Origin of the sequence: Zhengella sedimenti, from assembly GCF_046506625.1 — a bacterium.
In the GTDB taxonomy this organism is placed as follows: Bacteria; Pseudomonadota; Alphaproteobacteria; order Rhizobiales; family Rhizobiaceae; genus Zhengella; species Zhengella sedimenti.
On the sequence record NZ_JBKFFP010000001.1, the window covers coordinates 610,164 to 633,856 of the forward strand.

The 23,693-nt window shown below is 65.9% G+C and carries 24 protein-coding genes and 1 tRNA gene; 16 read left to right on the forward strand and 9 right to left on the reverse strand.

The window, feature by feature from the left end; all coding sequences use genetic code 11:
* The first annotated feature begins 33 nt into the window (after positions 1 to 33).
* Together ACLB6G_RS03110 and ACLB6G_RS03115 are read left to right on the forward strand one after the other, a co-directional pair.
* A complete protein-coding gene (locus ACLB6G_RS03110) occupies positions 34 to 498 on the forward strand; it encodes a tellurite resistance TerB family protein (RefSeq protein ID WP_410354643.1) in 465 nt (154 codons plus the stop codon).
* 10 nt (positions 499 to 508) lie between these two features.
* Positions 509 to 1,222 carry a glutamine amidotransferase gene (locus ACLB6G_RS03115; RefSeq protein ID WP_410354644.1) on the forward strand — a complete coding sequence of 238 codons (714 nt, stop codon included), beginning with the start codon at positions 509 to 511 and terminating at the stop codon, positions 1,220 to 1,222.
* 24 nt (positions 1,223 to 1,246) lie between these two features.
* Here the strand turns inward: ACLB6G_RS03115 and ACLB6G_RS03120 are convergent, their stop codons facing one another.
* Positions 1,247 to 2,485 carry an MFS transporter gene (locus ACLB6G_RS03120; RefSeq protein WP_410354645.1) on the reverse strand — a complete coding sequence of 413 codons (1,239 nt, stop codon included), beginning with the start codon at positions 2,483 to 2,485 and terminating at the stop codon, positions 1,247 to 1,249.
* Between the two features lie 224 nt (positions 2,486 to 2,709).
* Between ACLB6G_RS03120 and ACLB6G_RS03125 the strand changes: the two genes are divergently transcribed.
* The 3 genes from ACLB6G_RS03125 (at position 2,710) to ACLB6G_RS03135 (ending at position 4,798) form a co-directional block, all read left to right on the forward strand.
* Complete coding sequence (locus ACLB6G_RS03125) at positions 2,710 to 3,033, forward strand: 2Fe-2S iron-sulfur cluster-binding protein (protein ID WP_410354646.1); 324 nt, start codon at positions 2,710 to 2,712, stop codon at positions 3,031 to 3,033.
* Between the two features lie 57 nt (positions 3,034 to 3,090).
* The gene (locus ACLB6G_RS03130; protein WP_410354647.1) at positions 3,091 to 4,281 is read left to right on the forward strand and encodes a cytochrome P450; all 1,191 of its coding nucleotides are present in this window, start codon (positions 3,091 to 3,093) and stop codon (positions 4,279 to 4,281) included.
* Between the two features lie 70 nt (positions 4,282 to 4,351).
* Positions 4,352 to 4,798, forward strand: a complete 447-nt coding sequence (locus ACLB6G_RS03135) for a thermonuclease family protein (protein ID WP_410354648.1) — start codon at positions 4,352 to 4,354, stop codon at positions 4,796 to 4,798.
* 41 nt (positions 4,799 to 4,839) lie between these two features.
* Here ACLB6G_RS03135 and ACLB6G_RS03140 read toward each other — a convergent pair.
* Positions 4,840 to 4,915: transfer RNA gene (locus ACLB6G_RS03140), tRNA-Ala, on the reverse strand.
* Positions 4,916 to 5,067: 152 nt separating this feature from the next.
* Here ACLB6G_RS03140 and ACLB6G_RS03145 point away from each other — a divergent pair.
* From ACLB6G_RS03145 to ACLB6G_RS03155, 3 genes are all read left to right on the forward strand, one after another.
* Positions 5,068 to 5,358 carry a YggT family protein gene (locus ACLB6G_RS03145; protein ID WP_410354649.1) on the forward strand — a complete coding sequence of 97 codons (291 nt, stop codon included), beginning with the start codon at positions 5,068 to 5,070 and terminating at the stop codon, positions 5,356 to 5,358.
* Complete coding sequence (locus ACLB6G_RS03150; RefSeq protein WP_410354650.1) at positions 5,355 to 5,672, forward strand: DUF167 family protein; 318 nt, start codon at positions 5,355 to 5,357, stop codon at positions 5,670 to 5,672. The genes ACLB6G_RS03145 and ACLB6G_RS03150 overlap by 4 nt, the downstream gene beginning before the upstream one ends.
* Positions 5,673 to 5,734: 62 nt before the next feature.
* Entirely contained in the window at positions 5,735 to 6,334 is a 600-nt protein-coding gene (locus ACLB6G_RS03155; protein ID WP_410354651.1) for a hypothetical protein, read from the forward strand.
* Positions 6,335 to 6,407: 73 nt separating this feature from the next.
* Here ACLB6G_RS03155 and ppa read toward each other — a convergent pair whose 3' ends face one another.
* Together ppa and ACLB6G_RS03165 are read right to left on the reverse strand one after the other, a co-directional pair.
* Positions 6,408 to 6,935, reverse strand: a complete 528-nt coding sequence (gene ppa / locus ACLB6G_RS03160) for an inorganic diphosphatase (RefSeq protein ID WP_410354652.1) — start codon at positions 6,933 to 6,935, stop codon at positions 6,408 to 6,410.
* Between the two features lie 111 nt (positions 6,936 to 7,046).
* Positions 7,047 to 7,553 (reverse strand): GNAT family N-acetyltransferase, encoded by a 507-nt coding sequence (locus tag ACLB6G_RS03165; RefSeq protein WP_410354653.1) that lies wholly within the window; start codon positions 7,551 to 7,553, stop codon positions 7,047 to 7,049.
* A gap of 138 nt (positions 7,554 to 7,691) precedes the next feature.
* Between ACLB6G_RS03165 and pdxY the strand changes: the two genes are divergently transcribed.
* Genes pdxY through ACLB6G_RS03185 form a run of 4 tightly spaced genes read left to right on the forward strand, consistent with a single transcriptional unit; the run spans position 7,692 to position 10,505 of the window.
* Positions 7,692 to 8,564, forward strand: coding sequence for a pyridoxal kinase PdxY (pdxY, locus tag ACLB6G_RS03170; protein ID WP_410354654.1), 873 nt, complete (start codon positions 7,692 to 7,694; stop codon positions 8,562 to 8,564).
* Positions 8,561 to 9,322 carry a DUF429 domain-containing protein gene (locus ACLB6G_RS03175; protein ID WP_410354655.1) on the forward strand — a complete coding sequence of 254 codons (762 nt, stop codon included), beginning with the start codon at positions 8,561 to 8,563 and terminating at the stop codon, positions 9,320 to 9,322. Before pdxY ends, ACLB6G_RS03175 begins: the two co-directional genes overlap by 4 nt.
* A gap of 56 nt (positions 9,323 to 9,378) precedes the next feature.
* Complete coding sequence (locus ACLB6G_RS03180) at positions 9,379 to 10,065, forward strand: carbonic anhydrase (protein ID WP_410354656.1); 687 nt, start codon at positions 9,379 to 9,381, stop codon at positions 10,063 to 10,065.
* A 29-nt stretch (positions 10,066 to 10,094) separates the two neighbouring features.
* Positions 10,095 to 10,505: a nuclear transport factor 2-like protein gene (locus ACLB6G_RS03185; RefSeq protein ID WP_410354657.1), complete on the forward strand. Its 411-nt coding sequence runs from the start codon at positions 10,095 to 10,097 to the stop codon at positions 10,503 to 10,505.
* A gap of 84 nt (positions 10,506 to 10,589) precedes the next feature.
* Here the strand turns inward: ACLB6G_RS03185 and ACLB6G_RS03190 are convergent, their stop codons facing one another.
* Positions 10,590 to 11,399 carry a lytic murein transglycosylase gene (locus ACLB6G_RS03190; RefSeq protein WP_410354658.1) on the reverse strand — a complete coding sequence of 270 codons (810 nt, stop codon included), beginning with the start codon at positions 11,397 to 11,399 and terminating at the stop codon, positions 10,590 to 10,592.
* A 380-nt stretch (positions 11,400 to 11,779) separates the two neighbouring features.
* Here ACLB6G_RS03190 and ffh point away from each other — a divergent pair, with 380 nt between their 5' ends.
* The 3 genes from ffh (at position 11,780) to rpsP (ending at position 14,135) form a co-directional block, all read left to right on the forward strand.
* The gene (gene ffh / locus ACLB6G_RS03195) at positions 11,780 to 13,336 is read left to right on the forward strand and encodes a signal recognition particle protein (RefSeq protein ID WP_410354659.1); all 1,557 of its coding nucleotides are present in this window, start codon (positions 11,780 to 11,782) and stop codon (positions 13,334 to 13,336) included.
* Positions 13,337 to 13,343: 7 nt separating this feature from the next.
* Complete coding sequence (locus tag ACLB6G_RS03200) at positions 13,344 to 13,673, forward strand: chorismate mutase (protein WP_410354660.1); 330 nt, start codon at positions 13,344 to 13,346, stop codon at positions 13,671 to 13,673.
* A 66-nt stretch (positions 13,674 to 13,739) separates the two neighbouring features.
* Positions 13,740 to 14,135, forward strand: coding sequence for a 30S ribosomal protein S16 (gene rpsP / locus ACLB6G_RS03205; protein WP_410354661.1), 396 nt, complete (start codon positions 13,740 to 13,742; stop codon positions 14,133 to 14,135).
* A 65-nt stretch (positions 14,136 to 14,200) separates the two neighbouring features.
* Here rpsP and ACLB6G_RS03210 read toward each other — a convergent pair whose 3' ends face one another.
* Both ACLB6G_RS03210 and ACLB6G_RS03215 read right to left on the reverse strand, forming a co-directional pair.
* A complete protein-coding gene (locus tag ACLB6G_RS03210) occupies positions 14,201 to 15,586 on the reverse strand; it encodes an MFS transporter (RefSeq protein WP_410354662.1) in 1,386 nt (461 codons plus the stop codon).
* A 36-nt stretch (positions 15,587 to 15,622) separates the two neighbouring features.
* Complete coding sequence (locus ACLB6G_RS03215) at positions 15,623 to 20,398, reverse strand: NAD-glutamate dehydrogenase (protein ID WP_410354663.1); 4,776 nt, start codon at positions 20,396 to 20,398, stop codon at positions 15,623 to 15,625.
* Positions 20,399 to 20,610: 212 nt separating this feature from the next.
* Between ACLB6G_RS03215 and ACLB6G_RS03220 the strand changes: the two genes are divergently transcribed.
* Positions 20,611 to 21,180 (forward strand): peroxidase-related enzyme, encoded by a 570-nt coding sequence (locus ACLB6G_RS03220; RefSeq protein WP_410354664.1) that lies wholly within the window; start codon positions 20,611 to 20,613, stop codon positions 21,178 to 21,180.
* 17 nt (positions 21,181 to 21,197) lie between these two features.
* Here the strand turns inward: ACLB6G_RS03220 and ACLB6G_RS03225 are convergent, their stop codons facing one another.
* Both ACLB6G_RS03225 and typA read right to left on the reverse strand, forming a co-directional pair.
* On the reverse strand, positions 21,198 to 21,851 hold the full coding sequence (locus tag ACLB6G_RS03225) for a CatA-like O-acetyltransferase (RefSeq protein WP_410354665.1): 654 nt from the start codon (positions 21,849 to 21,851) through the stop codon (positions 21,198 to 21,200).
* Positions 21,848 to 23,674, reverse strand: a complete 1,827-nt coding sequence (typA, locus tag ACLB6G_RS03230; protein WP_410354666.1) for a translational GTPase TypA — start codon at positions 23,672 to 23,674, stop codon at positions 21,848 to 21,850. The genes ACLB6G_RS03225 and typA overlap by 4 nt, the downstream gene beginning before the upstream one ends.
* Between the last annotated feature and the right edge of the window lie 19 nt (positions 23,675 to 23,693).

The window sequence follows — 23,693 nt, forward strand, 5'->3', positions numbered from 1 at the left end:
GGCCGCAAACGCGAACCGCAGCAGGACCGCAACATGCTCGAACGGCTCTTCAGCCTGTTTACCGACTCCGCCGGCAAGCGGGGTGTCCATGAGGAGGACGATCCGAAGGTGGCCGCTGCCGCCCTGTTGTTTCACGTGATGGATGCCGACGGCGAGCGGCGCGAGGAGGAACGGACCCGTCTGACCCAGTCGCTGGCCGCGACCTATGGCCTTTCGGAAGCCGAGCTTCACCGGGTGATGAAGGCTGGCGAGGCGGCTGATCGCGAAGCGGTCGACCTCTATGCCTTCACATCGGTGATCAAGCGGGAGCTTGACGAAACGGGCCGTCTCGATTTCATCCGTCTCATGTGGGAAGTGGTGTTCGCCGACGGGGTGATGCATGAACTGGAAGACAACACGGTCTGGCGGGTGGCCGAACTGATCGGCATTTCCAACAGGGACCGTATCCTCCTGCGGCAGGAAGTGGCCTCGGCACGCGGCGTGGACATCAAGGGGTAGGCTTTCAGGCATGGGCGCGGGCAGCAGGGGACGTATCCTCACGGTTCTCCACCAGGAGCATTCCAGCGCGGGCCGGGTCGGGCAGATCCTCCAGGCCCGGGGATTCGAACTCGACATACGGCGGCCGCCGCTCGGCGACCCGCTTCCGGAGACGCTTTCCGGCCATGCCGGCGCGGTCATTTTCGGCGGGCCGATGAGCGCCAACGATCCGGAAGACTACGTCAAGCGCGAGACCGAATGGATCGGGGTGGCGCTCAAGGAGAACAAGCCGTTCCTCGGCATCTGCCTCGGCGCGCAGATGCTGGTCAATCATCTGGGCGGACGGGTCGAGGGCCGGGCCGACGGGCAGGTCGAGATCGGCTGGTATCCGTTGCAGGCCACGCAAGAGGGCAGGGCGCTGATGGAATGGCCCGACATGGTGTACCAGTTCCATCGGGAGGGTTTCTCCCTGCCGCATGGCGCCACGCTTCTGGCCAGTGCCGAAGCCTATCCCAACCAGGCGTTCCGCTATGGCGCCAATGCCTGGGGCATCCAGTTCCATGGCGAGTTGACCCGGGCGATGATGCAGCGCTGGATCGTGCGCGGGGCGCACCGTTTCGTGCTTCCGGGTGCCCAGCAGGGGCGCGAGCATATCGAGGGCCGCTATGTCTGGGACCCGAAGCTGCGCCGCTGGCTGGACGAGTTCCTGCATCTCATCTTCGAAAGCGGGAAGTCCGGGGACTGATCGGGCAAAGGCCTGCGGGCGCGGTCAGGTTCGTCCGTCCAGGTGGCGGGCCCGGCGCATGGCCGGAAACAGGAAACCCCACAGCGCTGCCACGCCGATGGCGCCCGCGCCACCGATCACCACCGCCGGCACGGCGCCAAACCCCGCCGCCATGGTCCCGGCGCGGAATTCGCCGAGTTCGTTGGAGGCGCCCACGAAGACCATGTTGACCGCCGATACGCGGCCGCGCAGGCGGTCCGGTGTCCACAACTGGATCAGGGTCTCGCGGATATAGACGCTGATCATGTCGGCCGCACCCATCAGCGCGAGCGCGGCGATGGACAGCCAGGGCATGGTGGAGATGCCGAACAGCGCGGTGAACAGGCCGAACAGGGCGACTGCGGCGAGCATGATGATGCCGGCATGGTCGCGCACAGGGTTCATGGCCAGATAGAGGCCCATGGCAACCGCGCCGACCCCGGGAGCGGCACGCAACAGGCCGAGGCCCCAGGGTCCGAGATCGAGGATGTCGCGGGCATAGACAGGCATCAGCGCCACCGCGCCGCCGAGGAGGACCGCGAACAGGTCGAGCGAAATGGCGCCGAAGACCACCTTCTCCTCGCGGATGTAGCGGAAGCCGCCGAATATGGCCGCCAGCGTGACCTGCTCACGCTCGGTGTGTTGTGCCGGCTTGGGGATGGAAAGGACGAGCGCGGCCGCGCCCACCATGAACGCACATGCCAGGCCATAGGCCACGCCGGCGCCGGCGCCATAGAGCAGACCGCCGGCGACCGGGCCGACGATGGTGGCTGTCTGCCAGGCGGACGAGTTCCACGCCACGGCATTGGCGAAGTCGCGCGCCGGCACGAGATTGGCCACCAGCGCGGCGGAGGCGGGACCGAAGAAGGCGCGGGCGATGCCAAAGACGGCGAGAACCGCGAAGACCGGGAGCGGCGAGGTCAGGCCACGGAGCGTCAGGAGGAGGATCGCAGCGGCGCAGGCGGCCTCGAGGGCCACGGCCAGTCCCATGACCAGCCGGCGCCCATAGCGGTCGGCCGCCGCGCCGGTGACGAGGACGAGCAGCAGCGCGGGGGCGAACTGGATCAGCCCGACGAGACCGAGATCGAAGGGATCGCGTGTCAGGTCGTAGATCTGCCAGCCGACGGCCACGGAGACGACCTGGGTGGCGAAGGTGACCATGAAGCGGGCCGCCCAGAAGCGGACATAGGCCGGATGGGAAAAGGCGGCGAACCGGCGGTCGGCTCCGGCGGCGGTGTCTGTCACGGCGTTATGTCCGGCAAGGTGGCGAAGGCACTCTCCTGCCACGGGACGCGTAACATGAAAAGATAAAACAGCTTTTCGGCTTCATGCCGCACCAGGCATGATGCGGATGGACCGGCGGCCCGGCCTGCCCCCTTTTCAGAGACGAAATTCCGCTATAGTTATACTTCATAAGAACCCCGGCCGGATGCCGGGTGCCGGACTGCAAACGGGAGGAGCAGGCAGCCATGGTGAAGGTCACCTATGTGTCGACCACGGGAGAGCGCACGACGGTCGAGGGCCGGACCGGCGACAGCGTCATGCAGACGGCGGTGGATCACGGGATCGAGGGCATTGTCGGCGAGTGCGGCGGATCCATGGCCTGCGCCACCTGCCATGTCTTTGTCGACGAGGCATTCTTGGCGGCGACGGGCGAGCGTTCCGCCGGCGAGGAAGCAATGCTGGACGGCGCGGCCTCAGAGGTGAGGCCCAACAGCCGCCTGTCCTGCCAGATCCGGCTGACGGACGACCTCGACGGGCTTGTGGTGCAGGTCGCCGACGAGCAAATGTAACTTGGCGAGGGCCGGACGCCGCACGGCGCGCCGGTCCGCCGACGGGAGGAAAAGGCCATGACCACGACGATTGCAGGTCCGGCGCCGCTGGATGAGACGATCACCATCGACCAGCTGACCCGCGACCCCTATCCGCTCTACCGGCAGATGCGCGCCGAGCGCCCCGTCCTGCGGGTGAAATCGGTCGGAAGGACGCTGCTGACCAAGGCGGCGGACTGCAAGATGGTCAAGGACAATCCCGGCCTGTTCTCCTCCGATGACCCGAACACGCCGATGAAGCGGGCCTTCCTCGCTCATACGCTGATGCGCAAGGACGGCGAGGAGCACATGCGCGAACGCATGGCGATGATGCCGGCCTTCCTGCCCAAGACCATCCAGAACCACTGGGCGCCGATGTATACCAAATATGCCGAGGACTATGTCGGGCGGTTGCCGCGCGGCGAGGTCGTCGACCTGTTCCCGGCCCTGGCCGGACCGCTGGCGGCGCGCATCCTGGCCGAGATCATGGGCGTGCCGGACGCCAGGGACGATGAAATGCAGCGCTGGAGCCAGGCGCTGATCGACGGGGCGGGCAATTTCGGCTGGCGCGACGAGCCCTTCGCCGTTTCCGACCAGGCGAACCGTGAGATGGATGCCTGCCTGGAGCGCAATGCTGAACGCCTGCGGGCGGAACCGGATGCTTCGGCCCTGTCGATCATGGTCAACGCCGAGAACCCGATCCCGTGGAGCCAGATCGTGGCAAACGTGAAGATAGCCATCGGCGGCGGCATCAACGAGCCGCGCGATTCCGCGCTCACCGAAATTTTCGGCCTGCTGACAAATCCCGACCAGCTTGAAGAGGTGAAGCGGCAGGAGGCCTGGAGCAAGGCCTTCGAGGAAGCGGTGCGCTGGTGCGCGCCCATCCAGGCCAGTTCGCGACTCGTGCTCGAAGACACCGAGATCCGTGGCTGCCATATCCCGAAGGGCGATACGGTAATGACCATCCAGGCGTCGGCCTGTCACGACGAGGACATTTACGAGGCGCCCGAGCGCTACATCGTGTTCCGCGACAAGAACCCGCACCAGGCCTTCGGCTCCGGTCCGCACCATTGCGCGGGCGCGCATGTGGCGCGGCGCACGGTGGGCGCCATCCTCATGCCGGTGCTGTTCGACCGCTTCCCGAACATCGAACTGGTCGATCCGGCGATCGTCACCTGGCATGGATTCGGCTTTCGCGGTCCGATCAACCTGCCTGTACGCCTGAACTGAGCTTGACCGGACCGGCCGGGCTAAACAGTAGTAATTGAAACATTAGTGATATTCGTGATTTCATGCCGGCATGGCATGGATTTCACGAATCAGGCATTCGCGTGCGGCAAGTGCCGCCGTCGGTATCGCCGCTCTCCTCGGGCTGGTGGCTTCCGATACAGGCCCGGCATGGGCGGATCGCGCATCCTTCGACATCTGTGGCAGCGGCAAGCGCCATACCTGCGTGGTCGATGGCGATACGGTCTGGCTGCGGGGGGAGAAGATCCGCCTCGAAGGGATCGATGCGCCGGAACTGGCCGATCCGGGCTGCCGTCACGAGGCCGCGCTGGCGCAGGAGTCGCGGCAGCGCCTGGCCGCGATCCTGAATACCCATGACTGGGTGCTGACAAGGCACGGGCAGGACCGCTATGGCCGGACGCTCGGGCGCTTCAACATCGCAGGCCAGACAGCCGGCGCCATGCTCGTCGATGCGGGGCTGGCGCGGGTGTGGACCGGGCGGCGCGAGTCCTGGTGCTGAAGGCCGGAGCCCGCAGCGGTCATTCGTTTCTGGCGGAAAACTGGTGGAGCCGAGGGGGATCGAACCCCTGACCTCGTCATTGCGAACGACGCGCTCTCCCAGCTGAGCTACGGCCCCGTTCCAGTGAGGCGCATTTATGTGAGCGCCATGCGTGCTGTCAAGCAAAAGCGTCGGGGCGGAATGCGCTTCGCGGGCCCCATCCATGGCCGTGGGCTTGCCGCCTGCCCGTGCAGTGGCTACATGCAGGAAACGACCAACGGACCGTGACCATGCTAGCCCTCTTACGCACCATCGACCTGGCGCTGGACATCTATTCCTGGATCCTGATCGCCATGGTGATCTATTCTTGGCTGTTCGCCTTCAACGTCATCAATTCGCGCAACCAGTTCGTCGCGCTGATCGGCGATTTCCTCTACAAGGCGACCGAGCCGCTGCTGCGACCGATCCGCCGGATCCTGCCCGATCTTGGCGGCATCGACCTGTCGCCCATCGTCCTGTTCCTGGCCATCTTCTTCCTGCAGCAATTCATCTGGACGACCATCGCGCCTGCGGTGCTGTGAGCCGCTGCCACCGTCAGACCGGCGCGGGCGTCGATATCTTCGTGCGCCTGACGCCGAAGGCGGCGCACGACGCCGTCGACGGGCCTGGCGCGGCATCGGACGGATCTGTGCACCTGAAGGCGCGGGTACGCGCGGTGCCGGAAAAGGGCAAGGCCAATGCGGCACTGGAAAAGCTCGTCGCGAAGTGGCTGGGCGTGCCCGTTTCCCGCGTTTCGGTGACGGGTGGCGCGACGGCACGGCTGAAAACTGTTTCGGTTGCCGGTGACAGCGCTGATCTGGCGCACAGGATCATTCGCCTCATCGGGGAAAACTGACTGTCCCTTGGCCGCTGGGTCTGGCAATCTGGGTCCGGTCCAGTCTTCCGGAGATGCCGCCGATGCGCCAAGTCCTGTTTTCCGCCGTTTGCCTGCTGACCGCGATGACCCTGCCCTCGGCAGCCGCACCGGATAGCGCCTACAGCACGCTCGATACGCAGAACGGCTGCACGGTGACCGCCGAATCCGCTGAGGACGAAGGCGGCGACTGGGCGGAACTGCTTTGTCCCGGGCTAGGCGATTACCCGGTTCATCTGTCCTACGGCGACGCCCGGGAGAGCCTTTTCTACGGTTTTCCGCCAGACGGAAAGCCGGACAGCTGGGAGTGTTTCGGCGGTTTCAATTCCGTGTCGGACACGATCGAGTGGCGCATGGAGGGCGGCATTCCCTTCGCCACGATCCACCGCTGGACGGTTTCCCTGGGCGAACCGGAGAAGACGATCCAGGTCCTCGTCGTGGAGAAGGTCGGCCAGCCCGGAATCCATGAGGGCTGTGTCGTCGGATACGTGGTTGCCACGGGCAATCCGGACCACAACCAGAAGGCCCGTGACCTTGCCGATGCCCATGTGCGCGGCTTTGCCTGCTGGCGTGACGAACCCATCGTGCGTGCGGGCAGCGTGGCCCTTCCAGGCGTCTCGCGGCACCGGCGGGAACCGGAGTAAGGCTTCTCAAGACGAAAAAGGCCGGACCCGCCGGGCCCTGCCTCGCCGATGTCCGGTTCAGCGCTGCCCGGCGTCAGGCCTTGGCGCGCTCGATGGCCTCGATGATCATGCGCCTGGCCGCCTCGGCATCCTGCCAGCCGCCGATCTTGACCCACTTGCCGGGTTCGAGATCCTTGTAGTGCTCGAAAAAATGCTCGATCTGCTTGAGCGTTATGTCCGGCAGGTCGTCGTAATTGGCAACGCCGTCATAGCGCTTTGTCAGCTTGTGGGTCGGCACGGCGAGGATCTTCTCGTCCTTGCCGCCGTCGTCCTCCATCACCAGAACGCCGATGGGCCGCACATTGATGACGCAACCGGGGACGAGCGGGCGCGTGTTGCAGACGAGCACGTCGATCGGGTCGCCGTCCTCCGACAGGGTATGCGGCACGAAGCCGTAATTGCCGGGATAGGTCATCGGCGTGTAGAGGAAGCGGTCGACGACGAGGGTGCCGGCTTCCTTGTCCATCTCATACTTGATCGGATGGCCGCCGACCTGAACCTCGATGATGACGTTGATGTCTTCCGGCGGGTTCTTGCCGATGGAAATGGCGTCTATGCGCATGGATCTCTCCGGGGTTTGTCGTTGCGTCCCCGATAGACGAGCACAGACGATTGTGCAATGCCGCATAAGTCCAAGACGGATTGCCGCGCTGCCGCGAAAAACCGCGGGTAGTCAGTTCCAGACGAAGGCGACCTTGCGCAGGGCCTTGGAATCGAAAACCTCGACGCCTTCGGCGATATCCTCGCCGCCATGGGCGAAGTAGAAACGCTGCGCGATCTCGTTGTCTTCCAGAGCCCAGACAACCAGCCCCTTGAGACCGTGATCGGCCAGTGTCGACCGCGCGGCGTCGAACAGGCGTGAGCCAAGCCCGATGCCCTGGTATTCCGGCAGGACATACAGTTCGTAGATCTCGCCCTGCTGGGCCAGTTCCCTCGCCCGGTTGCGCCCGAGCGTTGCATAGCCGGCGACCACGCCGCCGATTTCCACGACCAGCACCGAGGCGGCCCGGCGGATGGCATGGTCCCACCACCGGACGCCACGCCGGGCAATCATGCGCGACAGCGCGCCGTGCGGAATGATCCCGGCATAGGCGCCGGTCCAAGCGTGATGATGCACATCGGAGATGGCGCTTGCGTCTTCGGGTTCCGCCCGGCGGATGTCGATGCTCAGCGTGTTCATGGTTTCTTAACCTTAACGGAGAGTTCATGCCTCGCCAAGATGCACCTTCGCAGTCCCCACAGTCTTGTCCTGTTCGCCCGCGCCCTTGCGTGTCATAACGGGGCCATGGACCTGACGAAGGCGAAGGGAAGGCATGCAATGGCTGAACGCAGGGCGGTTCTGGTGATTTCCAGCCACGTCGCGCGCGGCTCGGTGGGCAACCGCGCCGCCGTCTTCGCGCTGGAGACGCTGGGCTTTCCGGTCTGGGCGGCACCGACCGTGATCCTGCCCTGGCATCCGGGTCACGGGCCGGCGACGCGCATCGTGCCGCCGCCCGAACAGTTCAGCGGCTTCATGCAGGACCTGGCGCATGCACCATGGAGGGGTGAACTGGGCGCCGTCCTGACCGGGTACATGGGCGATGCGTCGCAGGCCGGAGCCGTCGCGGAGCTCGTCGCGGCGCTGCGGGGGGACAATCCGGGGCTCATCCATGTCTGCGATCCGGTGATCGGCGACCGGGCGGGTCTTTATGTGCCGGAGGCGACGGCGGCGGCGATCCGCGACCGGCTCCTGCCACTGGCGGACATCGCCACGCCGAACCGTTTCGAACTGGAGTGGCTGGCGGGACGGCGGCTTGAAACGAATGCCGACATCCTGCGCGCCGCAGCGCAAGCCGGACCGGCGCGCATGCTTGTCACATCGGCCCATGCGATGATGGCGGATGCGACGGCCAACCTGCTGGTGACGCGCAAGCGCGCCCTTCTGGCCGAACACCGGCTGGTGGAGAATGCGCCCAACGGACCCGGCGACCTGACGGCGGCGCTGTTCCTGGCCAGGCTGCTCATCGGCGAGGACGAGAGCAGGGCGCTGGAAAAGGCGACCGCGGCCGTCTTCGAGGTTCTCAGCCGGTCGGTCAGGGCCGGATCGGACGAATTGCTGCTCGAGCAGGAGGCCGACAGCCTGAAACATCCGATGGCCATGGTCACGATGCGCCAGCTTGCCCGTCCGGCGCCCGGGCGTGTGAAGACGTGACGTGCGTTCTGGCGGGCGCCGACGGGTGCAGGGCCGGCTGGGTGGCGGCCATCGAACGGCCGGGCATGGCGCCAGTGCTGACCGTTTTCGCCGCGTTTGCGGACCTGGTCCGCGCCGCCGGGGCGAACGCCATCATCGCCGTGGACATGCCGATCGGCCTTCCCGACCGCATCGGGCGCGGCGGCCGCGGTCCGGAACAGGCCATCCGCCCGCTGCTGGGGGCACGCCAGTCGAGCGTCTTTTCCATTCCCTCGCGCGCGGCGGTTCATGCCGAGCCGGGACCCTTCGCCGACTGGGAGGCGATGCGGGCAGCGCGCGGCCGCGCCGACAGGGTGGCGCGCGAGACCTCCGACCCTCCGCGCGGGCTGGCCTTCCAGGCCTTCACTCTGTTTCCCAAGATCCGCGAAATCGACGCGCTGCTTCTCGGCGACACGGACCTGCGGCAACGCGTGATCGAATGTCATCCGGAACTGGCCTTCTGGCGGCTCAATGGCGAAAGCGCCATGACAGAGCCGAAAAAGGTGAAGGGACGCCTGCATCCGCCGGGCATGGCCGAGCGCCGCGCCCTGCTGGCGTCGTGTGGACTGGACGATGCGCTGGTGGAGGCGCCCCCGCCGCCCGGTGCAGGCGCGGACGATTGCCTTGATGCGCTGGCCTGCCTGATGATCGCGCGCCGCCACCAGAAGGGTCTGACAACGCCGTTTCCCGACCCCCCGCTTGCGGACGCGCACGGCATCCCCGTCTGCATTCGCGCTTGACATGCGCGCCCCGGACGGATTGATCGGGCCACTGCAAAGGACCAGAGGCGCAGACCATGCACGCTTTCCCAACCTCCCTTGCCCAGGGCTACCGCGATTTCATGCAGGGACGGTTCGCGATCGAGTCCGAGCGCTACCAGATGCTTGCGCGGGAAGGCCAGAAGCCGGAAACCTTGGTGATCGCCTGTTGCGATTCGCGCGCGGCGCCGGAGATGATCTTCAACGCACTGCCGGGCGAACTCTTCGTGGTCCGCAACGTCGCCAACCTCGTGCCGCCCTACAAGCCGGATGGTGAATATCATTCGACGTCCGCGTCGCTTGAATTTGCCGTGCAGAGCCTGAAGGTGAGGAACATCCTCGTGCTCGGCCACGGACGCTGCGGCGGCGTCTCGGCGGCGCTGAAGACCGGCGCAGAGCCCCTGTCGCCGGGCGATTTCATCGGCAAGTGGATGGGCCTGCTCGGTCCGGCCTCCGAGGCGGTCGGGTCCTATGCCTTCATGACCGGCGCGGAAAAACAGACCGCGCTTGAGCGCATCTCGATCCGCTATTCGCTCCAGAACCTGCGCACGTTTCCCTGCGTCGACATCCTTGAAAAGAAGGGCCGGTTGTCGCTGCACGGGGCCTGGTTTGACATTTCCACCGGTGAATTGTGGGTGATGAACGCCCAAAGCGGCGATTTCGAACGGCTTGCGCCCGAGGCGCTGGCCGAAGGCATGGCCACCACCAGGCAGGACAAGGCCTGAGCGGCGCCAAATCACGAGGAAAGACCGGAATGATGCGACTGCTTCGCCTGACAGGCCTGATGCTCTTCATCCTGCTGGCCGCGTGGCCGGCGAGCGCGGACCCGCGCGCGATCCTGGAGAACTGGTACGCCGCGCTGAAAGCCGGCGACGAGGCTGCCATCTCCGTGCTCCTTGCCGAGGATGCGATCTTCGCGCTGGAGGATATCGGCATCGAGCAGACCCGGGAGGAATTCCTGGAGAGCCTGCCGGAATGGCGCGAGGCCATCGGCGGCGGCTCCCTCCAGTGGAAGCTCCTTGAACCGGGAAACCCGGCTACCGCGCTGGTCTGTTACCGCTTTGCCGACAGCGAGGTGGAAGTGCGCGAGGTGTTCACCTTCTCCGGGGCGCAAATCGCGCGCAGCCTGCAGACGGAAACCGGCGAGCGCTGCGAAGATTTCTGAGCCGGCTTGCCGGAATGGCATGCCAGTAAGGCCGGGTTGGCCAACCCGGCCTCCTGTTCATCCGCCGGCGGCGGGCGGCCTGGTCTAGCCGTCGATATCGGCGGCCATGATCGCGATGGCCTGCTGGTAGACACTGGCGGCGTTCCAGCCCTGGATGGCCCTGAAATTCGCCTGTCCCGGCTGGTATCCGGCCCCCGGACGCCAGCCATGGGCGCGCAGGAAATTGGCCGTGGAGGCCAGCGCATCGGCCGACGAACGCGAAAGGTCGATGCCGCCACCGTCAAAGTCGACACCGTAGCGGGCGACCGAGCCGGGCAGGAACTGGGTCTGGCCCCATTCGCCGTGCTTGGCGCCGACCGTCGAACTGGACAGCACGCCGCGATCGACCAGCTTGAGGGCGGACATCAGGTGGCCGGTGAAGAATTCCGAACGGCGGCAATCATAGGCGAGCGTTGCCGTGGCCGAAATCAGGTTGGAATTGCCCTGGAAGCCGCCGAATGCGGTTTCCATGCCCCAGATGGCGATCAAAGGACCGGGCGGCACGCCGTATTGGGCCTCAAGCTGCCTGAAAAGCGAAGCCTTCGATTTCTTCAGGCGCTTGCCCTTGGCGACAATGGTCGGTGCACCGCGCACCTGCATGAACTTCTTGAGCGTATACTTGAAGCTCTTCTGGCCCCGGTCGGCGCGGATGGTGTCGCTGGCATAGCGGGTCGCCATCAGGGCAGCGATTCCACGCTGGCCGACGCCACCAGCCTGCGCCTCGGCCGCCATCTGCTGCTTCCATGCATCGAAACCGGCCGATGAATTTCCGCACCGGGCTGCAAACGCGGCGCCGGGTGCCAGAATTACGGCACATGCTACGGCCGTGGCCATGGCTTGGCGTCGGATGTTCATCAAGTCGTCCTCCGGGAAAGAGTGATTCGTCAGCCCCTGCATGAATTTGCCAGCGATTGCCGGTTTTGTCATCCGGCCGGCGTGTGAAACGCCGGACAAGGCCAGAAGGGATTTCTGCAACCGATCGTGTCAATCCGAAGGCAGACGGTCGGCAAATGCCCGGTTGACTCAGCAGTCACGCGCGTTTATGGACCCTTCTCGACTTTCCGCGACGAGTGAGAACTCCGACGCGCCGACCAGGAGGCGGATGCCCCGCAAACCTGGAGGTCCACATCCGGCAGCGCGATGCGCCCCCGGGTGTCGTTCCGCTTTGGCGATTGGATTCTTGCTCCGCGATGGTTATCTCCGGGGCGAAAACCCCGGAACCCAAGGACTGGACGATGTTTGAAAGCTTATCCGACCGGCTCGGATCAATCCTCAACGGCCTGACAGGCCGCGGCGCACTGTCGGAGGCCGATGTCTCCGCGGCGCTGCGCGAGGTGCGCCGTGCGCTGATCGAGGCGGACGTGGCGCTCGATGTCGTGCGATCGTTCACCGACCGGGTGCGTTCCAAGGCCGTCGGCCAGGACGTTCTCAAGTCGATCAAGCCCGGCCAGCAGGTCGTCAAGATCGTGCATGACGAACTGGTCGAGATGCTGGGCTCGGAAGGCGAGGCCATCGACCTGAACGCGCCGGCGCCCGTCGTCGTCATGATGGTCGGCCTGCAGGGCTCGGGCAAGACGACGACGACCGGCAAGATCGCCAAGCGGCTGACCGAGCGCCAGGGCAAGAAGGTGCTCATGGCCTCGCTCGACACGCGCCGCCCGGCCGCGCAGGAGCAGCTCAAGCAGCTTGGCGAGCAGACGGGCGTGGCAACGCTGCCCATCGTGGCGGGGCAGGATCCGGTCGCCATCGCGAAGCGCGCGGTGCAGGCGGCAAAGCTGGGCGGTCATGACGTCGTCATCCTCGACACGGCCGGGCGCACCCATATCGACGAGCCGCTGATGGTGGAAATGGCCGACATCCGCACGGTGTCGGCGCCGCACGAGATCCTGCTGGTCGCGGATTCGCTGACAGGCCAGGACGCGGTCAACCTGGCGCGCAGTTTCGACGAGCGCGTCGGGATCACCGGCATCGTGCTGACCCGCATGGACGGCGACGGGCGCGGCGGCGCGGCGCTTTCCATGCGCGCGGTGACCGGCAAGCCGATCAAGCTGATCGGCACGGGCGAGAAGATGGACGGGCTGGAGGAATTCCATCCCAAGCGCATCGCCGACCGGATTCTCGGCATGGGCGACATCGTCAGCCTGGTGGAGAAGGCCGCCGAGACGATCGACCAGGAAAAAGCCGCCGCCATGGCGAAGAAGATGCAGGAGGGGAAGTTCGACCTGAACGACCTCGCCGACCAGCTTCGCCAGATGCAGAAGATGGGCGGCCTTGGCGGCATCATGGGGATGATGCCCGGTATGGGCAAGATGAAGGACCAGATGGCCGCCGCGGGTCTCGACGATCGCATGTTCGGCCGCCAGATCGCCATCATCCAGTCGATGACGCCGGCCGAGCGGGCCAATCCGGACCTGCTCAAGCACAGCCGCAAGAAGCGCATTGCCGCGGGCTCGGGAACCGATGCCGCGCAGATCAACAAGCTCCTGAAGATGCATCGCCAGATGGCCGACATGATGAAGGCCATGGGCGGCAAGGGCCGCAAGGGCGGCATGATGCGCGGGCTGATGGGCGGCATGGCCGGCAAGATGGGGCTCGGCGGCATGGGTGGCATGCCCGACCTGTCGAAGATGAGCCCGAAGGAACTTGAGGCGCTGCAGAAGCAGGCCGAGGCCATGGGCATGGGCGGCGGCGCGCCGAAGCTGCCCGGACTTGGCGGACAGGCGGGCCTGCCGGGCGGGCTGCCCGGGCTGGGCGGGCCGAAATTGCCCGGCCTGCCGGGCAGGAAGAAGTGAGGCCGGCATGAGCGAAGACCAGGACGTGCTGCGCGCCCGCGAGGTGCTCAAGGACATGCGCCGGTCCATCGACAATTTCGATGCCGTGCTGATCCATACGCTGGCCGAGCGCTTCCGCTGCACGCAGAAGGTCGGCGAACTGAAGGCGCAGCACGACCTGCCGCCGTCCGACCCCGACCGCGAGGCGAAGCAGATCGAGCGGCTGCGCCGGCTGGCCGACGAGGCGGGCATGGACCCCGATTTCGCCGAGAAATTCCTCGCCTTCATCATCAAGGAGGTGATCCGCCATCACGAGGCCATCGCGGCCAGGGCGGCGGAGGACGAACACACCGCCTGAGGGTTTGACCGACGGCATGACACGAACAGACGACACCAACAGACAAGACCTTACAGGAGTTGAACCATGGCACTGAAAATCCGTCTGGCCCGCGCTGGCTCCAAGAAGCGCCCCTACTACCACATCGTGATTGCCGACGTGCGCGCACCGCGCGACGGCCGTTTCATCGAGCGCGTCGGCGCCTGGAACCCGATGCTGCCCAAGGACGGCGAGCGCGTGACGCTCGACGAGGAGCGCATCCGCCACTGGCTGGCCAATGGCGCGCTGCCGACCGACCGCGTGCTGCGTTTCCTGGACCAGGCCGGCATCTCCAAGCGCCCCGAGCGCAGCAACCCGAAGAAGGGTGAGCCGGGCAAGAAGGCGCAGGAGCGCATCGCCGAGCAGAAGCAGCGCGAGGAAGAAGCGGCTGCCGCAGCCGCCGAGGCCGCTGCCGCCCCGGCCGAGGAAGCCGCTTCCGAATAACCGGATACGGATCGCGATGCAGGCAAGGCCGTCCTTCGGGGCGGCCTTTTCCTTTTCCCAAAGGCTCAGACGGTGGCGGCGATGCGGTTCTCCGACGGCTTCGGCGCGCCATAGAGAATGATGAAGCCGATGATGAAGAACACGGTGATGACCGCCATGCCGGCGCGCGGCGAGGCGGCGGCGGCGGTGACGGTGGCCACGAGAAACGGCGCCAGGAAACTCGTCGCCCGCCCGGCCAGCGCGTAGATGCCGAAATAGCGGCCGGTTTCCTCGGGTGTCACCGATCGGGCCATGTAGGAGCGCGAGGACGCCTGCACCGGTCCGAAGGCCGCGCCGATGAGCAGGCCAAAGCCGATATAGGCGAGTTCGGCGGGCGTGCCGAACAGGCCGCCGGTATCGGCATCGCCGAAGCGGATCAGGCCGAAGGCGGTGAAGCCGGGTCCGGTGGAGACGATGCCGATGGTGGCGACGAGCAGCATGGCAACGCAGATCAGCACGATGCGCCTGGAGCCGAACGCCTCGTCGAAACGGCCGGCGATCAGGCATCCGGGAATGGCCACGAGATTGAGGATGATGCCGAACAGGCCGATCTCGGTGATCGACCAGGCGAACATGCTGGCCGCGAAGCCGCCGCCGAGCGCGAGCAAAGCGTTGACCCCGTCCTGGTAGATCATGCGGGCGATGAGGAAGCGGGCGATGCCGGAGCGCCGCCGCAACTCGCGGAAGGTCAGCTTCAGGTCCTCTAGGCCGGCGGCCACGGCATTGGTGGCGCTGGTGGTGTAGCGGGCATCCGGCGTGAACAGGAACATCGGCAGGATGAATACCAGGTACCAGAGCGCGGCGATCGGGCCGGTCGCGCGGGCATCCTCGCCCTGGACAGGATCGAGCCCGAAGAGGGCCGGCAGGCCGATCAGCGTCCGGCCGGTCTCCGGAGACGCGGCGAGGAAGAGGATGACGAAAATGAGCACGATCATGCCGCCGAGATAGCCCAGACCCCAAGCCGTGTTGGAGATGCGTCCGATCTCCTTTTCCGGCACCAGCCGGTTCATCATGGAATCGTTGAAGACGATGGAGAACTCCGCGGCGACGGTGGCCAGCGTGAAGGCGGCCGCCACCCAGAACAGGCTGGCGCCGGGTTCGGCCCACCACAGTGTCACGAGCGCGGCGATCTTGACCACCGCGAAGACGCCGATCCAGGGCTTGCGCGGCCCCGTATGGTCGGCGATCGATCCAAGAACAGGTGACAGGATGGCGATGAACAGCCCGCCGGCGGCCACGGCATAGCCCCAGGCTGCCTGCCCGGCCACGGGATCGGACGCCATGCGGGATATGAAATAGGGGCCGAAGACGAAGGTGGTGACCACCGTGAAGAACGGTTGCGCCGCCCAGTCGAACAGCATCCAGCCCCAGACGCCCTTGCGGCTGGCGCGCGGCAGCGCGAAATCGCTCATCGTTCCTCGTCCCCCCGTTGCCCCTCGCGGCGCGGATCAGGCGCCCGCCAGGTCCCCCATGAGCCCGGCGGCCACCGTCATGCGCGAGACGGTCAGATCGCCGGATTCCAGAAGTGCCTGGATCCGCTCGCGGGTGCGCCGGATCCGCCCCTCATTGGCGGCCTGCCAGGCACCCACCGGATCGTCAGCGCCGCCATGGTCGGTCAGGACCGAGACGGAGATGCCGCGCCGCGCCGCGTCGATCATGGCACCGGCGCGCGAAAGCGCAAGCCCGTCATAGTAGTCGCCCGTCGAAATGGCGCGGGCTGCATCCTCGATGCGGCCCAGGCGGAACAGGTCCGTCACACCGAAGAAGGCGCGGGCGGCCTTCTTCAGTTCCGTTCCGGAAGAACGGGAAACCAGCATGATGTCGGGAATGAGTTCCTCGGCACCCAGCAGCGCGATCGCCTTGGCAAGGTCGGCTGGCGCGCCGTTGTGCTTCATGCGGGCGGACCGGTCCGCGAGGCGTTCCTTCATGTATGCGGGCAGCAGGCCGGGGAGGTCTGATTCCAGCGACTTGCGCCCGGCGCGCAGGCCCTCGACCACCGCGCCCACCGGCTCCGAAGCGTCGCCATTGCGCAATTGCCAGGCCGTCGCATTCATCGCCGTGCGCGCGATCCGGCCATAGAGGGCAAGCTGGGCGCGGCCGGGCATCTCGTTGTCGAGCGCATCCACCCGCGCGTAGAGCGCGTCCAGTTCATAGCCGTCGCGGGCCACGGCGAAGGCGCGCGCTGCCTCCACCGCGGAACGGCCTGTCATGTCCTGCTGGCGCACCACGAAGGCGGGGCCGCCGCGATTGATGACGTCATTGGCGAGTTCCGTGGCGATGATCTCGGCGCGCAGGCGGTGATCGCAGATCTCGGACCGGTATTTCTTCTGCATCTCGGCCGGGAAATAGTCGATCAGCGTCTGCTCGAAATGCGGGTCGGCGGGAAGGTCGGAGGCCATGATGTCGCCGAAAAGGACCAGCTTGGCATAGGAGACGAGAACGCCGATCTCGGGACGGGTCAGCGGTTCCCCGCGCGCCTGGCGCTCCGACAGCGCCTTGGTGTCGGGGAGCAGTTCGACCTTGCGGTCGAGAAGGCCGCGGTTTTCCAGGTGCTCCATCAGCCGGGCCTGGTAGGCGAGATCCGCCATGCCCCGGGCTTCGGTCTGCGAGATGCACAGCGTCTGGTCGTAGTTGGTCTCCAGGACCAGTTCGGCCACCTCGCCGGTCATCTTTTCCAGCAGGGTATTGCGCGCCTTGCGGGTCAGCTTGCCGTCGCGCATGGCAGCGGCGAGCGCGATCTTGATGTTGACCTCGACGTCGGAGGAATTGACGCCGGCGGAATTGTCGATGGCGTCGGAATTGCAGCGCCCGCCATGCAGGCCGAACTCGATCCGGGCACGCTGGGTGAGGCCGAGATTGGCACCCTCGCCGATCACCTTGCAATGCAGGTCGGCGGCGGTCACGCGGATGGCGTCGTTGGCGCGGTCGCCGGCATCAGCATTGGATTCGGTCGAGGCGCGGACATAGGTGCCGATGCCGCCGAACCAGAGCAGGTCGACACGCATGGTCAGGATGGCCGACAGGATCTCGTTGGGCGAGGCCTCCGTCTTGTCCAGGCCGATGGCTTCGGCGGCCTCGGGTGGCAGCTTGATGCGCTTCTGGTTGCGCGAGAACACGCCGCCGCCCTTGGACAGGTAGGACAGGTTGTAGTCCTGCCAGCTCGACCGGCCCATGTCGAAGAGGCGCTTGCGCTCCTCGAAGCTGGTCGCCGGATTGGGGTCCGGGTCGATGAAGATGTCGCGATGATCGAAGGCGGCGACCAGCCGGATGCAGGGCGACAGCAGCATGCCGTTGCCGAAGACGTCACCGGACATGTCGCCGACGCCGGCCACGGAGAAGGGCTGGGTCTGGATGTCGCGGTCCATTTCCCGGAAATGGCGCTTCACCGCCTCCCAGGCGCCACGCGCGGTGATGCCCATCTTCTTGTGGTCGTAGCCGGCCGAACCGCCCGACGCGAAGGCGTCGTCAAGCCAGAAGTCATAGGCCTGGCTGATCTCGTTTGCCGTGTCGGAGAAGGTCGCCGTGCCCTTGTCGGCAGCGACGACGAAATAGGGATCGTCGCCGTCGAGCCGCTCCACGCCCTTCGGCGGGACGACGTCGTTGCCGTGCAGGTTGTCGGTCACGGACAGGAGCGAGGAGATGAACGACTTGTAGGCGGCGCGGCCGGCCTGGAAGATCTCGTCGCGGCTGCCGCCGGCCGGCAGCATCTTGGGCACGAAGCCGCCTTTTGCCCCGACCGGAACGATGACGGCGTTCTTGACCTGTTGCGCCTTGACGAGGCCGAGCACCTCGGTGCGGTAATCCTGCAGCCGGTCGGACCAGCGAAGGCCGCCGCGCGCGACCGGCCCGAAGCGCAGATGCACGCCCTCGACCTCCAGCCCGTAGACGAAGATCTCGTGGGCGGGCCGCGGTGCCGGAAGGAAGGGGATGGCGCGCGGGTCCAGCTTGACGGCAAGCTGGCGCGGCGGCACGCCTTCAACGGGCGCGGCGTAGCGGTTGGTGCGCATGGTGGCGTCGATCAGCGTCAGGTAGCGGCGCAGGATCGTGTCCTCGTCGATGCCGGGCACGTTGTCGAGCTTGGCCATGATCGATTTGCGCAGCCGGTCGCATTCCTCGGTGCGCCCCTGGGAGCGGGCCGGGTGAAAGCGTGCGTCGAACAGGTCGTAAAGGTCGCGGGCGATCAGCGGATAGCGGTTCAGCGCGCTGGCGATGACGGGCTGGCCGAAGGTGCTGCCGGCCTGCTGCTGGTAGCGGCCATAGGTGCGCAGGACGGTGATCTCTTCATGGGTCAGGCCGGCCGAATGGGACAGGCCGTTGTAGGGATCGTCATCCACCGCGCCGCGCGAGGCCGCGGCAAACGTATCCTGCAGCAATCGGCCGTCGTCGGAAAGATCGATCGGGCGGCCGGCAGCGCTCTCAACCTCCATGTCGTGGATGAAGACCGGTACGCCGTCCGGCGCGCCGGTCTGGAAGGTGCGTTCGGCAATGACCTTCAGCCCCATGTTTTCCAGTGCCGGAACACGGCCGGAAAGCGAGACCGGCTCTCCCCTGTGGAAGATCTTCAGGGCCGCGTGCGATTCATCGTGTTCCCCGTCGCGGTAGAAATCGACGATGAAGGGATTGCCGGCGGAAATGCCGCCGAGAAGCGTGGCATCGTGCAGGGCGCGTGCGGCCGGCGTGATGGCGCGGTAGTCGGCGGGAAAGCCGGATGCCAGGGCGCGGATGCGCGAATCGTAGCCGTTTTCACGCGCGGCGTCGGCAAGATCGTCTTCCCAGGTGCGCACGAGTGCGCGGATGTCGGACTCCAGCTTGTCGACGTCCACCCTTGGCGCCTCGGTTCCGTCGCGGCCGATGATGAAGTGGACGCGGGCCAGCGGACCTTCGGGAAAGTCCGGATAATAGGCGGACAGGCGCCCGTCATAGGCCCTGGCCAGATAGTCGCCGAGCTTCTGGCGGACCTGGCTGTCATAGCGGTCGCGCGGGACATAGACGATGACCGACACGTAGCGGCCGAATTTCTCCGGCCGCGGCAGCACGCGCAGGCGCGGCCGTTCGCCAAGGGCGAGGATGGCGCTGGCGTGGCTTTTCAGTGTCGGCAGGTCGATCTGGAACAGTTCGTCGCGCGGAAAGGTCTCCAGGATGTTGATAAGGGCCTTGCCGGAATGACCGGAGCGGTCGAATCCCAGGTCGGCCATCACCTGCTCCGCCTTGGAACGGATGAACGGGATGCGCATGACCGAATGGGTGTAGGCGGAACCGGTGAACAGGCCGACGATGCGCAATTCGCCGGTCAGCGCGCCCTTGCGGTCAAATGTCTTGACGCCGACATAATCGAGATAGACGCGCCGGTGGACCACGGACTTGATATTGGCCTTGGTGACGATCAGCGGATCGGGACCGGCCATGAATTCGCGGATTTGCGGCGTCGTGGTCACGGCCTCGCCGCCCCGTCGCAACACGCGCAGATCGGGATCATGGAGGATGCCTAGACCGCGCTCGCTCTTGCGCTTCAGCGTCCCGTTGCGGCCGTCGCCGCTCCAGGCATATTCGCGCATGCCGAGAAAGGTGAAGTTCTCGTCCCGCAGCCATTCGAGGAACTCGGCCGCCTCTTCCGTCGCCTGGCGGTCGAGCGTGTCCTGGGCGTGACGGTAGACGCTGATGGCATGATCGAGGCGGATCAGCATGTCGCGCCAGTCATGAACCGAATGACGCACCTGCTTCAGGATGCCCTCGAGCCGCGACTTGAGGGCCTGCGCATCCTCCCTGTCCAGCGCGGCGACGTGGATCTGGATCATGGAGACGAGATCGCGGCCGCCCTCGGGGTTGCGGCGCTTGGCGATGCCGTGGATCTCGCAGATATCCTTTGCCTTGAAGCTGACCTCGAGCACCGGATGCACCACGAACAGCAGTTCGCCGCAGGTCTCGTTGATCTCGCCCATCACCGAATCGAACAGGAAGGGCATGTTGTCGTTGATCACCGTGATCGCGGTGACCGGCCGGCCCGCCTGGACGAGGCCGTCGCGCCTGTCGAGGGAGACGACCGCATGGCCCTTGCGATGCCGGCACAGTGCGTCGTGGGCCAGTGCCGCGCTTGCCGCGATGGCCTCCGGTTCATAAGGCGGCTGCCCGTCCGCTGCGGCGAGCCGCTGAAACAGGTCGTGGACGATCCGTTCCGATTCCTGGCCGGCCTTCTTGCTGCGGCCTGCCGACTTGCTTCCCGCCATGGCGCTTCCCCTCCCGCGTCTTTCCGCGTTCTCCACGGACCGGGGCATTCCTGCCGGCACATGCGGATGAGCCACCCCGGATATCCATTTCTTGCATTCCGGAACACGAAACCGGTATCCAGTTCCGCCGGAATTGCCTTATCGTAACAGATGAAGCCCGTTTGGCGACCCGCGGGCAGGATGAAACGAAAAAATCTCAAGGAGATGACGCCATGGGCGAGGCCAGGATCATCGCGCTCGACATTCCCGGGTTCGGGACAGTCAGCGATGCGACGCAGGGATATTTCGACAAGTGCCAGGAGAAACTCGGTCTCGTGCCGAACGTGCTCCGGGCCTATTCCTTCGATGACAAGAAACTGCGCGCCTTCACCGACATGTACAACGACCTGATGCTCGGCGCGTCGGGTCTCACGAAGCTGGAGCGCGAAATGATCGCGGTCGCGGTTTCGTCGGTGAACCATTGCTATTACTGCCTGACCGCGCACGGCGCGGCGGTGCGCGAACTGTCGGGCGATCCGAAGCTCGGCGAACAGATGGTGATGAACTATCGCGTGGCCGACCTGACGGACAAGCAGAAGGCGATGCTCGATTTCGCCGTCAAGCTGACGGAAGCGCCGGCGAAGATCGAGGAAAGCGACCGGCAGGGCCTGCGCGATGCCGGCTGGAGCGACCGCGATATCTGGGACATCGCCTCCACGGCGGCCTTCTTCAACATGTCGAACCGGGTGGCGGCGGCCACCGACATGCGGCCAAACGACGACTATCACGGGATGGCGCGCTAAGGGCGCGTCATCACGGATCAGGCAATGACGTCGGTTCGGATCGCGTCGAGCGCGGCCTGGGCGGCGGCGAAGAAGGCGGCGACATGCTCGCCGTCGACAAGTGCGTGGTGCACCTGCACCGATACGGGCACGGCGAGCCGTCCGGCCAGATCCTCCTGGTAGCGGCCCCAGGCGATACGGGGGACGCAGTCCTGCGGGCCGCGGATCGCATGGGTCATGGCCGAGAAGGATAGCCAGGGCAGGCATGACATGAACAGCCAGCCGTCCTGGTTCTTCGTGGTGTCGGTGAGGCCGGCTTGCGTGCGCGCGGCCGCGATCGCCTGCGAACAGGCGCGGTGGAAACGGTCAAAGTCGCCATCGCGCGCAACCTCGCAGAAGGCGAAACCGCCCTTTTCGAGGGGAACGGTGAAGGAAGCGCCGACCGTCGCGTGCTCAAAAGCACGGTCTCCATCGAAGCGGGTGCGGAATTCAGGCACTGCATTGCCGCCTTCGGTCAGGGCGAAGACGCAGGCATTGAAGACGGAAACGCCTTCCGGCTTCAGGCGCCGGACGAGACGTGTCACGTCAAGCGGAGCGGTGATGGAGAAATGGGGCTGGGCATAGGCCCGGAAGTGGGCGAACTGGCCGGCGCGCGGCCAGGTCGCGATGTCGATGTCGCGGATGCGGCTCATGCCGCGCCGAGATTGCGGCTCTTCTCGAAGCGCTTGCGCTCATGGGTGTCGAGATAGAGCTTGCGCAGGCGGATGGACTTCGGCGTCACCTCGACCAGTTCGTCGTCCTGGATCCATGACAGGGCGCGTTCCAGCGTCATGCGAATCGGCGGGGTCAGCTTGACGGCCTCGTCCTTGCCGGCGGCGCGGATGTTGGTCAGCTTCTTGCCCTTGAGCACGTTGACCTCGAGATCGTTGTCACGCGAGTGGATGCCGATGATCATGCCGGCATAGACCTTGGCGCCCGGATCGATGACCATGGGACCGCGATCCTCCAGGTTGAACAGGGCATAGGCCACGGCCTCGCCAGCCTCGTTGGCGATCAGCACGCCGTTGATGCGGCCGCCGATCTCGCCCTTGTAGGGCTGGTAGTCGTGGAACAGGCGGTTCATGATCGCCGTGCCGCGCGTGTCGGTCAGCAGTTCCGACTGGTAGCCGATCAGGCCGCGCGTCGGGCAGAAGAAGACGAGGCGCTGACGGTTGCCGCCCGACGGACGCAGTTCAACCATCTCGGCCTTTCGCTCGCTCATCTTCTGCACGACGATGCCGGCATGCTCCTCGTCGACATCGATGACGACTTCCTCGACGGGTTCGAGAAGCTGGCCGTGCTCGTCCTTCTTCATCACCACGCGCGGGCGCGAGACAGCCAGTTCGAAGCCCTCGCGGCGCATGGTCTCGATGAGAACGGCAAGCTGCAATTCGCCGCGGCCGGAGACATAGAAGGAATCCTTGTCCTCGGCCTCCTCGATCTTCAGCGCGACATTGCCCTCGGCTTCCTTGAGCAGACGGTCACGGATGACGCGGCTCGTCACCTTGTCGCCCTCGGTGCCGGCCAGTGGGCTGTCATTGACGATGAAGCTCATGGTGACGGTCGGCGGGTCGATCGGCTGGGCTTCCAGCGGCTCCGTCACGGACGGGTCGCAGAACGTGTCGGCGACGGTGCCCTTCTGAAGGCCGGCAATGGCGACGATGTCGCCGGCGCGGCCTTCCTCGATGGGCTGGCGCTCGAGGCCGCGGAAGGCAAGGATCTTGGAGATGCGGCCGGTTTCAAGCAGCTTGCCCTCGCGGTCCAGCACCTTGACCGCCTGGTTCGGCTTGACCGAACCGGATGCGATGCGGCCGGTAATGATGCGGCCGAGGAAGGGATTGGCTTCCAGGATGGTGCCGATCATGCGGAAGGGGCCTTCCGCCACTGCGGGCTGCGGCACGTGGCGCACGATCAGGTCGAAGAGGGGGCCAAGGCCCTCGTCCTTCGGCCCTTCCGGCGCGGCATTCATCCAGCCGTCACGGCCGGAACCGTAGAGGACGGGGAAATCGAGCTGCTCGTCGGTGGCGTCGAGATTGGCGAAAAGGTCGAAGACCTCGTTGAGCACCTCGTCGGGACGGGCATCCGGCCGGTCGATCTTGTTGACGGCGACAATGGGCCTGAGGCCCACCTTCAGCGCCTTGCCGACGACGAACTTGGTCTGCGGCATCGGGCCTTCCGCGGCATCGACGAGCAGGACCGCGCCATCCACCATGGAGAGGATGCGCTCCACCTCGCCGCCGAAATCGGCGTGGCCGGGCGTGTCGACGATGTTGATGCGCGTGCCCTTCCATTCCACCGAGGTGGCCTTGGCCAGGATGGTGATGCCGCGCTCCTTTTCCAGGTCGTTGGAGTCCATCGCGCGCTCGGCAACGCGCTGGTTTTCGCGAAACGCGCCGGACTGCTTGAGAAGTTCGTCAACCAGTGTCGTCTTGCCATGGTCAACGTGCGCGATGATCGCGATGTTGCGGAGGGTCATGCTGTATCCCGGAAACTGG

What these genes read in the sequence shown, in the direction of transcription:
- ACLB6G_RS03110 (WP_410354643.1), top strand. Translation starts at nt 34, where the DNA reads ATGCTCGAACGGCTCTTCAGCCTGTTTACCGACTCCGCCGGCAAGCGG.
- ACLB6G_RS03115 (WP_410354644.1), top strand. Translation starts at nt 509, where the DNA reads ATGGGCGCGGGCAGCAGGGGACGTATCCTCACGGTTCTCCACCAGGAG.
- ACLB6G_RS03200 (WP_410354660.1), top strand. Translation starts at nt 13,344, where the DNA reads ATGAGCGAAGACCAGGACGTGCTGCGCGCCCGCGAGGTGCTCAAGGAC.
- ACLB6G_RS03210 (WP_410354662.1), bottom strand. Translation starts at nt 15,586, where the DNA reads ATGAGCGATTTCGCGCTGCCGCGCGCCAGCCGCAAGGGCGTCTGGGGC.
- ACLB6G_RS03185 (WP_410354657.1), top strand. Translation starts at nt 10,095, where the DNA reads ATGATGCGACTGCTTCGCCTGACAGGCCTGATGCTCTTCATCCTGCTG.
- ffh (WP_410354659.1), top strand. Translation starts at nt 11,780, where the DNA reads ATGTTTGAAAGCTTATCCGACCGGCTCGGATCAATCCTCAACGGCCTG.
- ACLB6G_RS03165 (WP_410354653.1), bottom strand. Translation starts at nt 7,553, where the DNA reads ATGAACACGCTGAGCATCGACATCCGCCGGGCGGAACCCGAAGACGCA.
- ACLB6G_RS03155 (WP_410354651.1), top strand. Translation starts at nt 5,735, where the DNA reads ATGCGCCAAGTCCTGTTTTCCGCCGTTTGCCTGCTGACCGCGATGACC.
- ACLB6G_RS03215 (WP_410354663.1), bottom strand. Translation starts at nt 20,398, where the DNA reads ATGGCGGGAAGCAAGTCGGCAGGCCGCAGCAAGAAGGCCGGCCAGGAA.
- pdxY (WP_410354654.1), top strand. Translation starts at nt 7,692, where the DNA reads ATGGCTGAACGCAGGGCGGTTCTGGTGATTTCCAGCCACGTCGCGCGC.
- rpsP (WP_410354661.1), top strand. Translation starts at nt 13,740, where the DNA reads ATGGCACTGAAAATCCGTCTGGCCCGCGCTGGCTCCAAGAAGCGCCCC.
- ACLB6G_RS03180 (WP_410354656.1), top strand. Translation starts at nt 9,379, where the DNA reads ATGCACGCTTTCCCAACCTCCCTTGCCCAGGGCTACCGCGATTTCATG.
- ACLB6G_RS03220 (WP_410354664.1), top strand. Translation starts at nt 20,611, where the DNA reads ATGGGCGAGGCCAGGATCATCGCGCTCGACATTCCCGGGTTCGGGACA.
- ACLB6G_RS03125 (WP_410354646.1), top strand. Translation starts at nt 2,710, where the DNA reads ATGGTGAAGGTCACCTATGTGTCGACCACGGGAGAGCGCACGACGGTC.
- ACLB6G_RS03190 (WP_410354658.1), bottom strand. Translation starts at nt 11,399, where the DNA reads ATGAACATCCGACGCCAAGCCATGGCCACGGCCGTAGCATGTGCCGTA.
- ACLB6G_RS03130 (WP_410354647.1), top strand. Translation starts at nt 3,091, where the DNA reads ATGACCACGACGATTGCAGGTCCGGCGCCGCTGGATGAGACGATCACC.
- typA (WP_410354666.1), bottom strand. Translation starts at nt 23,674, where the DNA reads ATGACCCTCCGCAACATCGCGATCATCGCGCACGTTGACCATGGCAAG.
- ACLB6G_RS03225 (WP_410354665.1), bottom strand. Translation starts at nt 21,851, where the DNA reads ATGAGCCGCATCCGCGACATCGACATCGCGACCTGGCCGCGCGCCGGC.
- ppa (WP_410354652.1), bottom strand. Translation starts at nt 6,935, where the DNA reads ATGCGCATAGACGCCATTTCCATCGGCAAGAACCCGCCGGAAGACATC.
- ACLB6G_RS03135 (WP_410354648.1), top strand. Translation starts at nt 4,352, where the DNA reads ATGGCATGGATTTCACGAATCAGGCATTCGCGTGCGGCAAGTGCCGCC.
- ACLB6G_RS03145 (WP_410354649.1), top strand. Translation starts at nt 5,068, where the DNA reads ATGCTAGCCCTCTTACGCACCATCGACCTGGCGCTGGACATCTATTCC.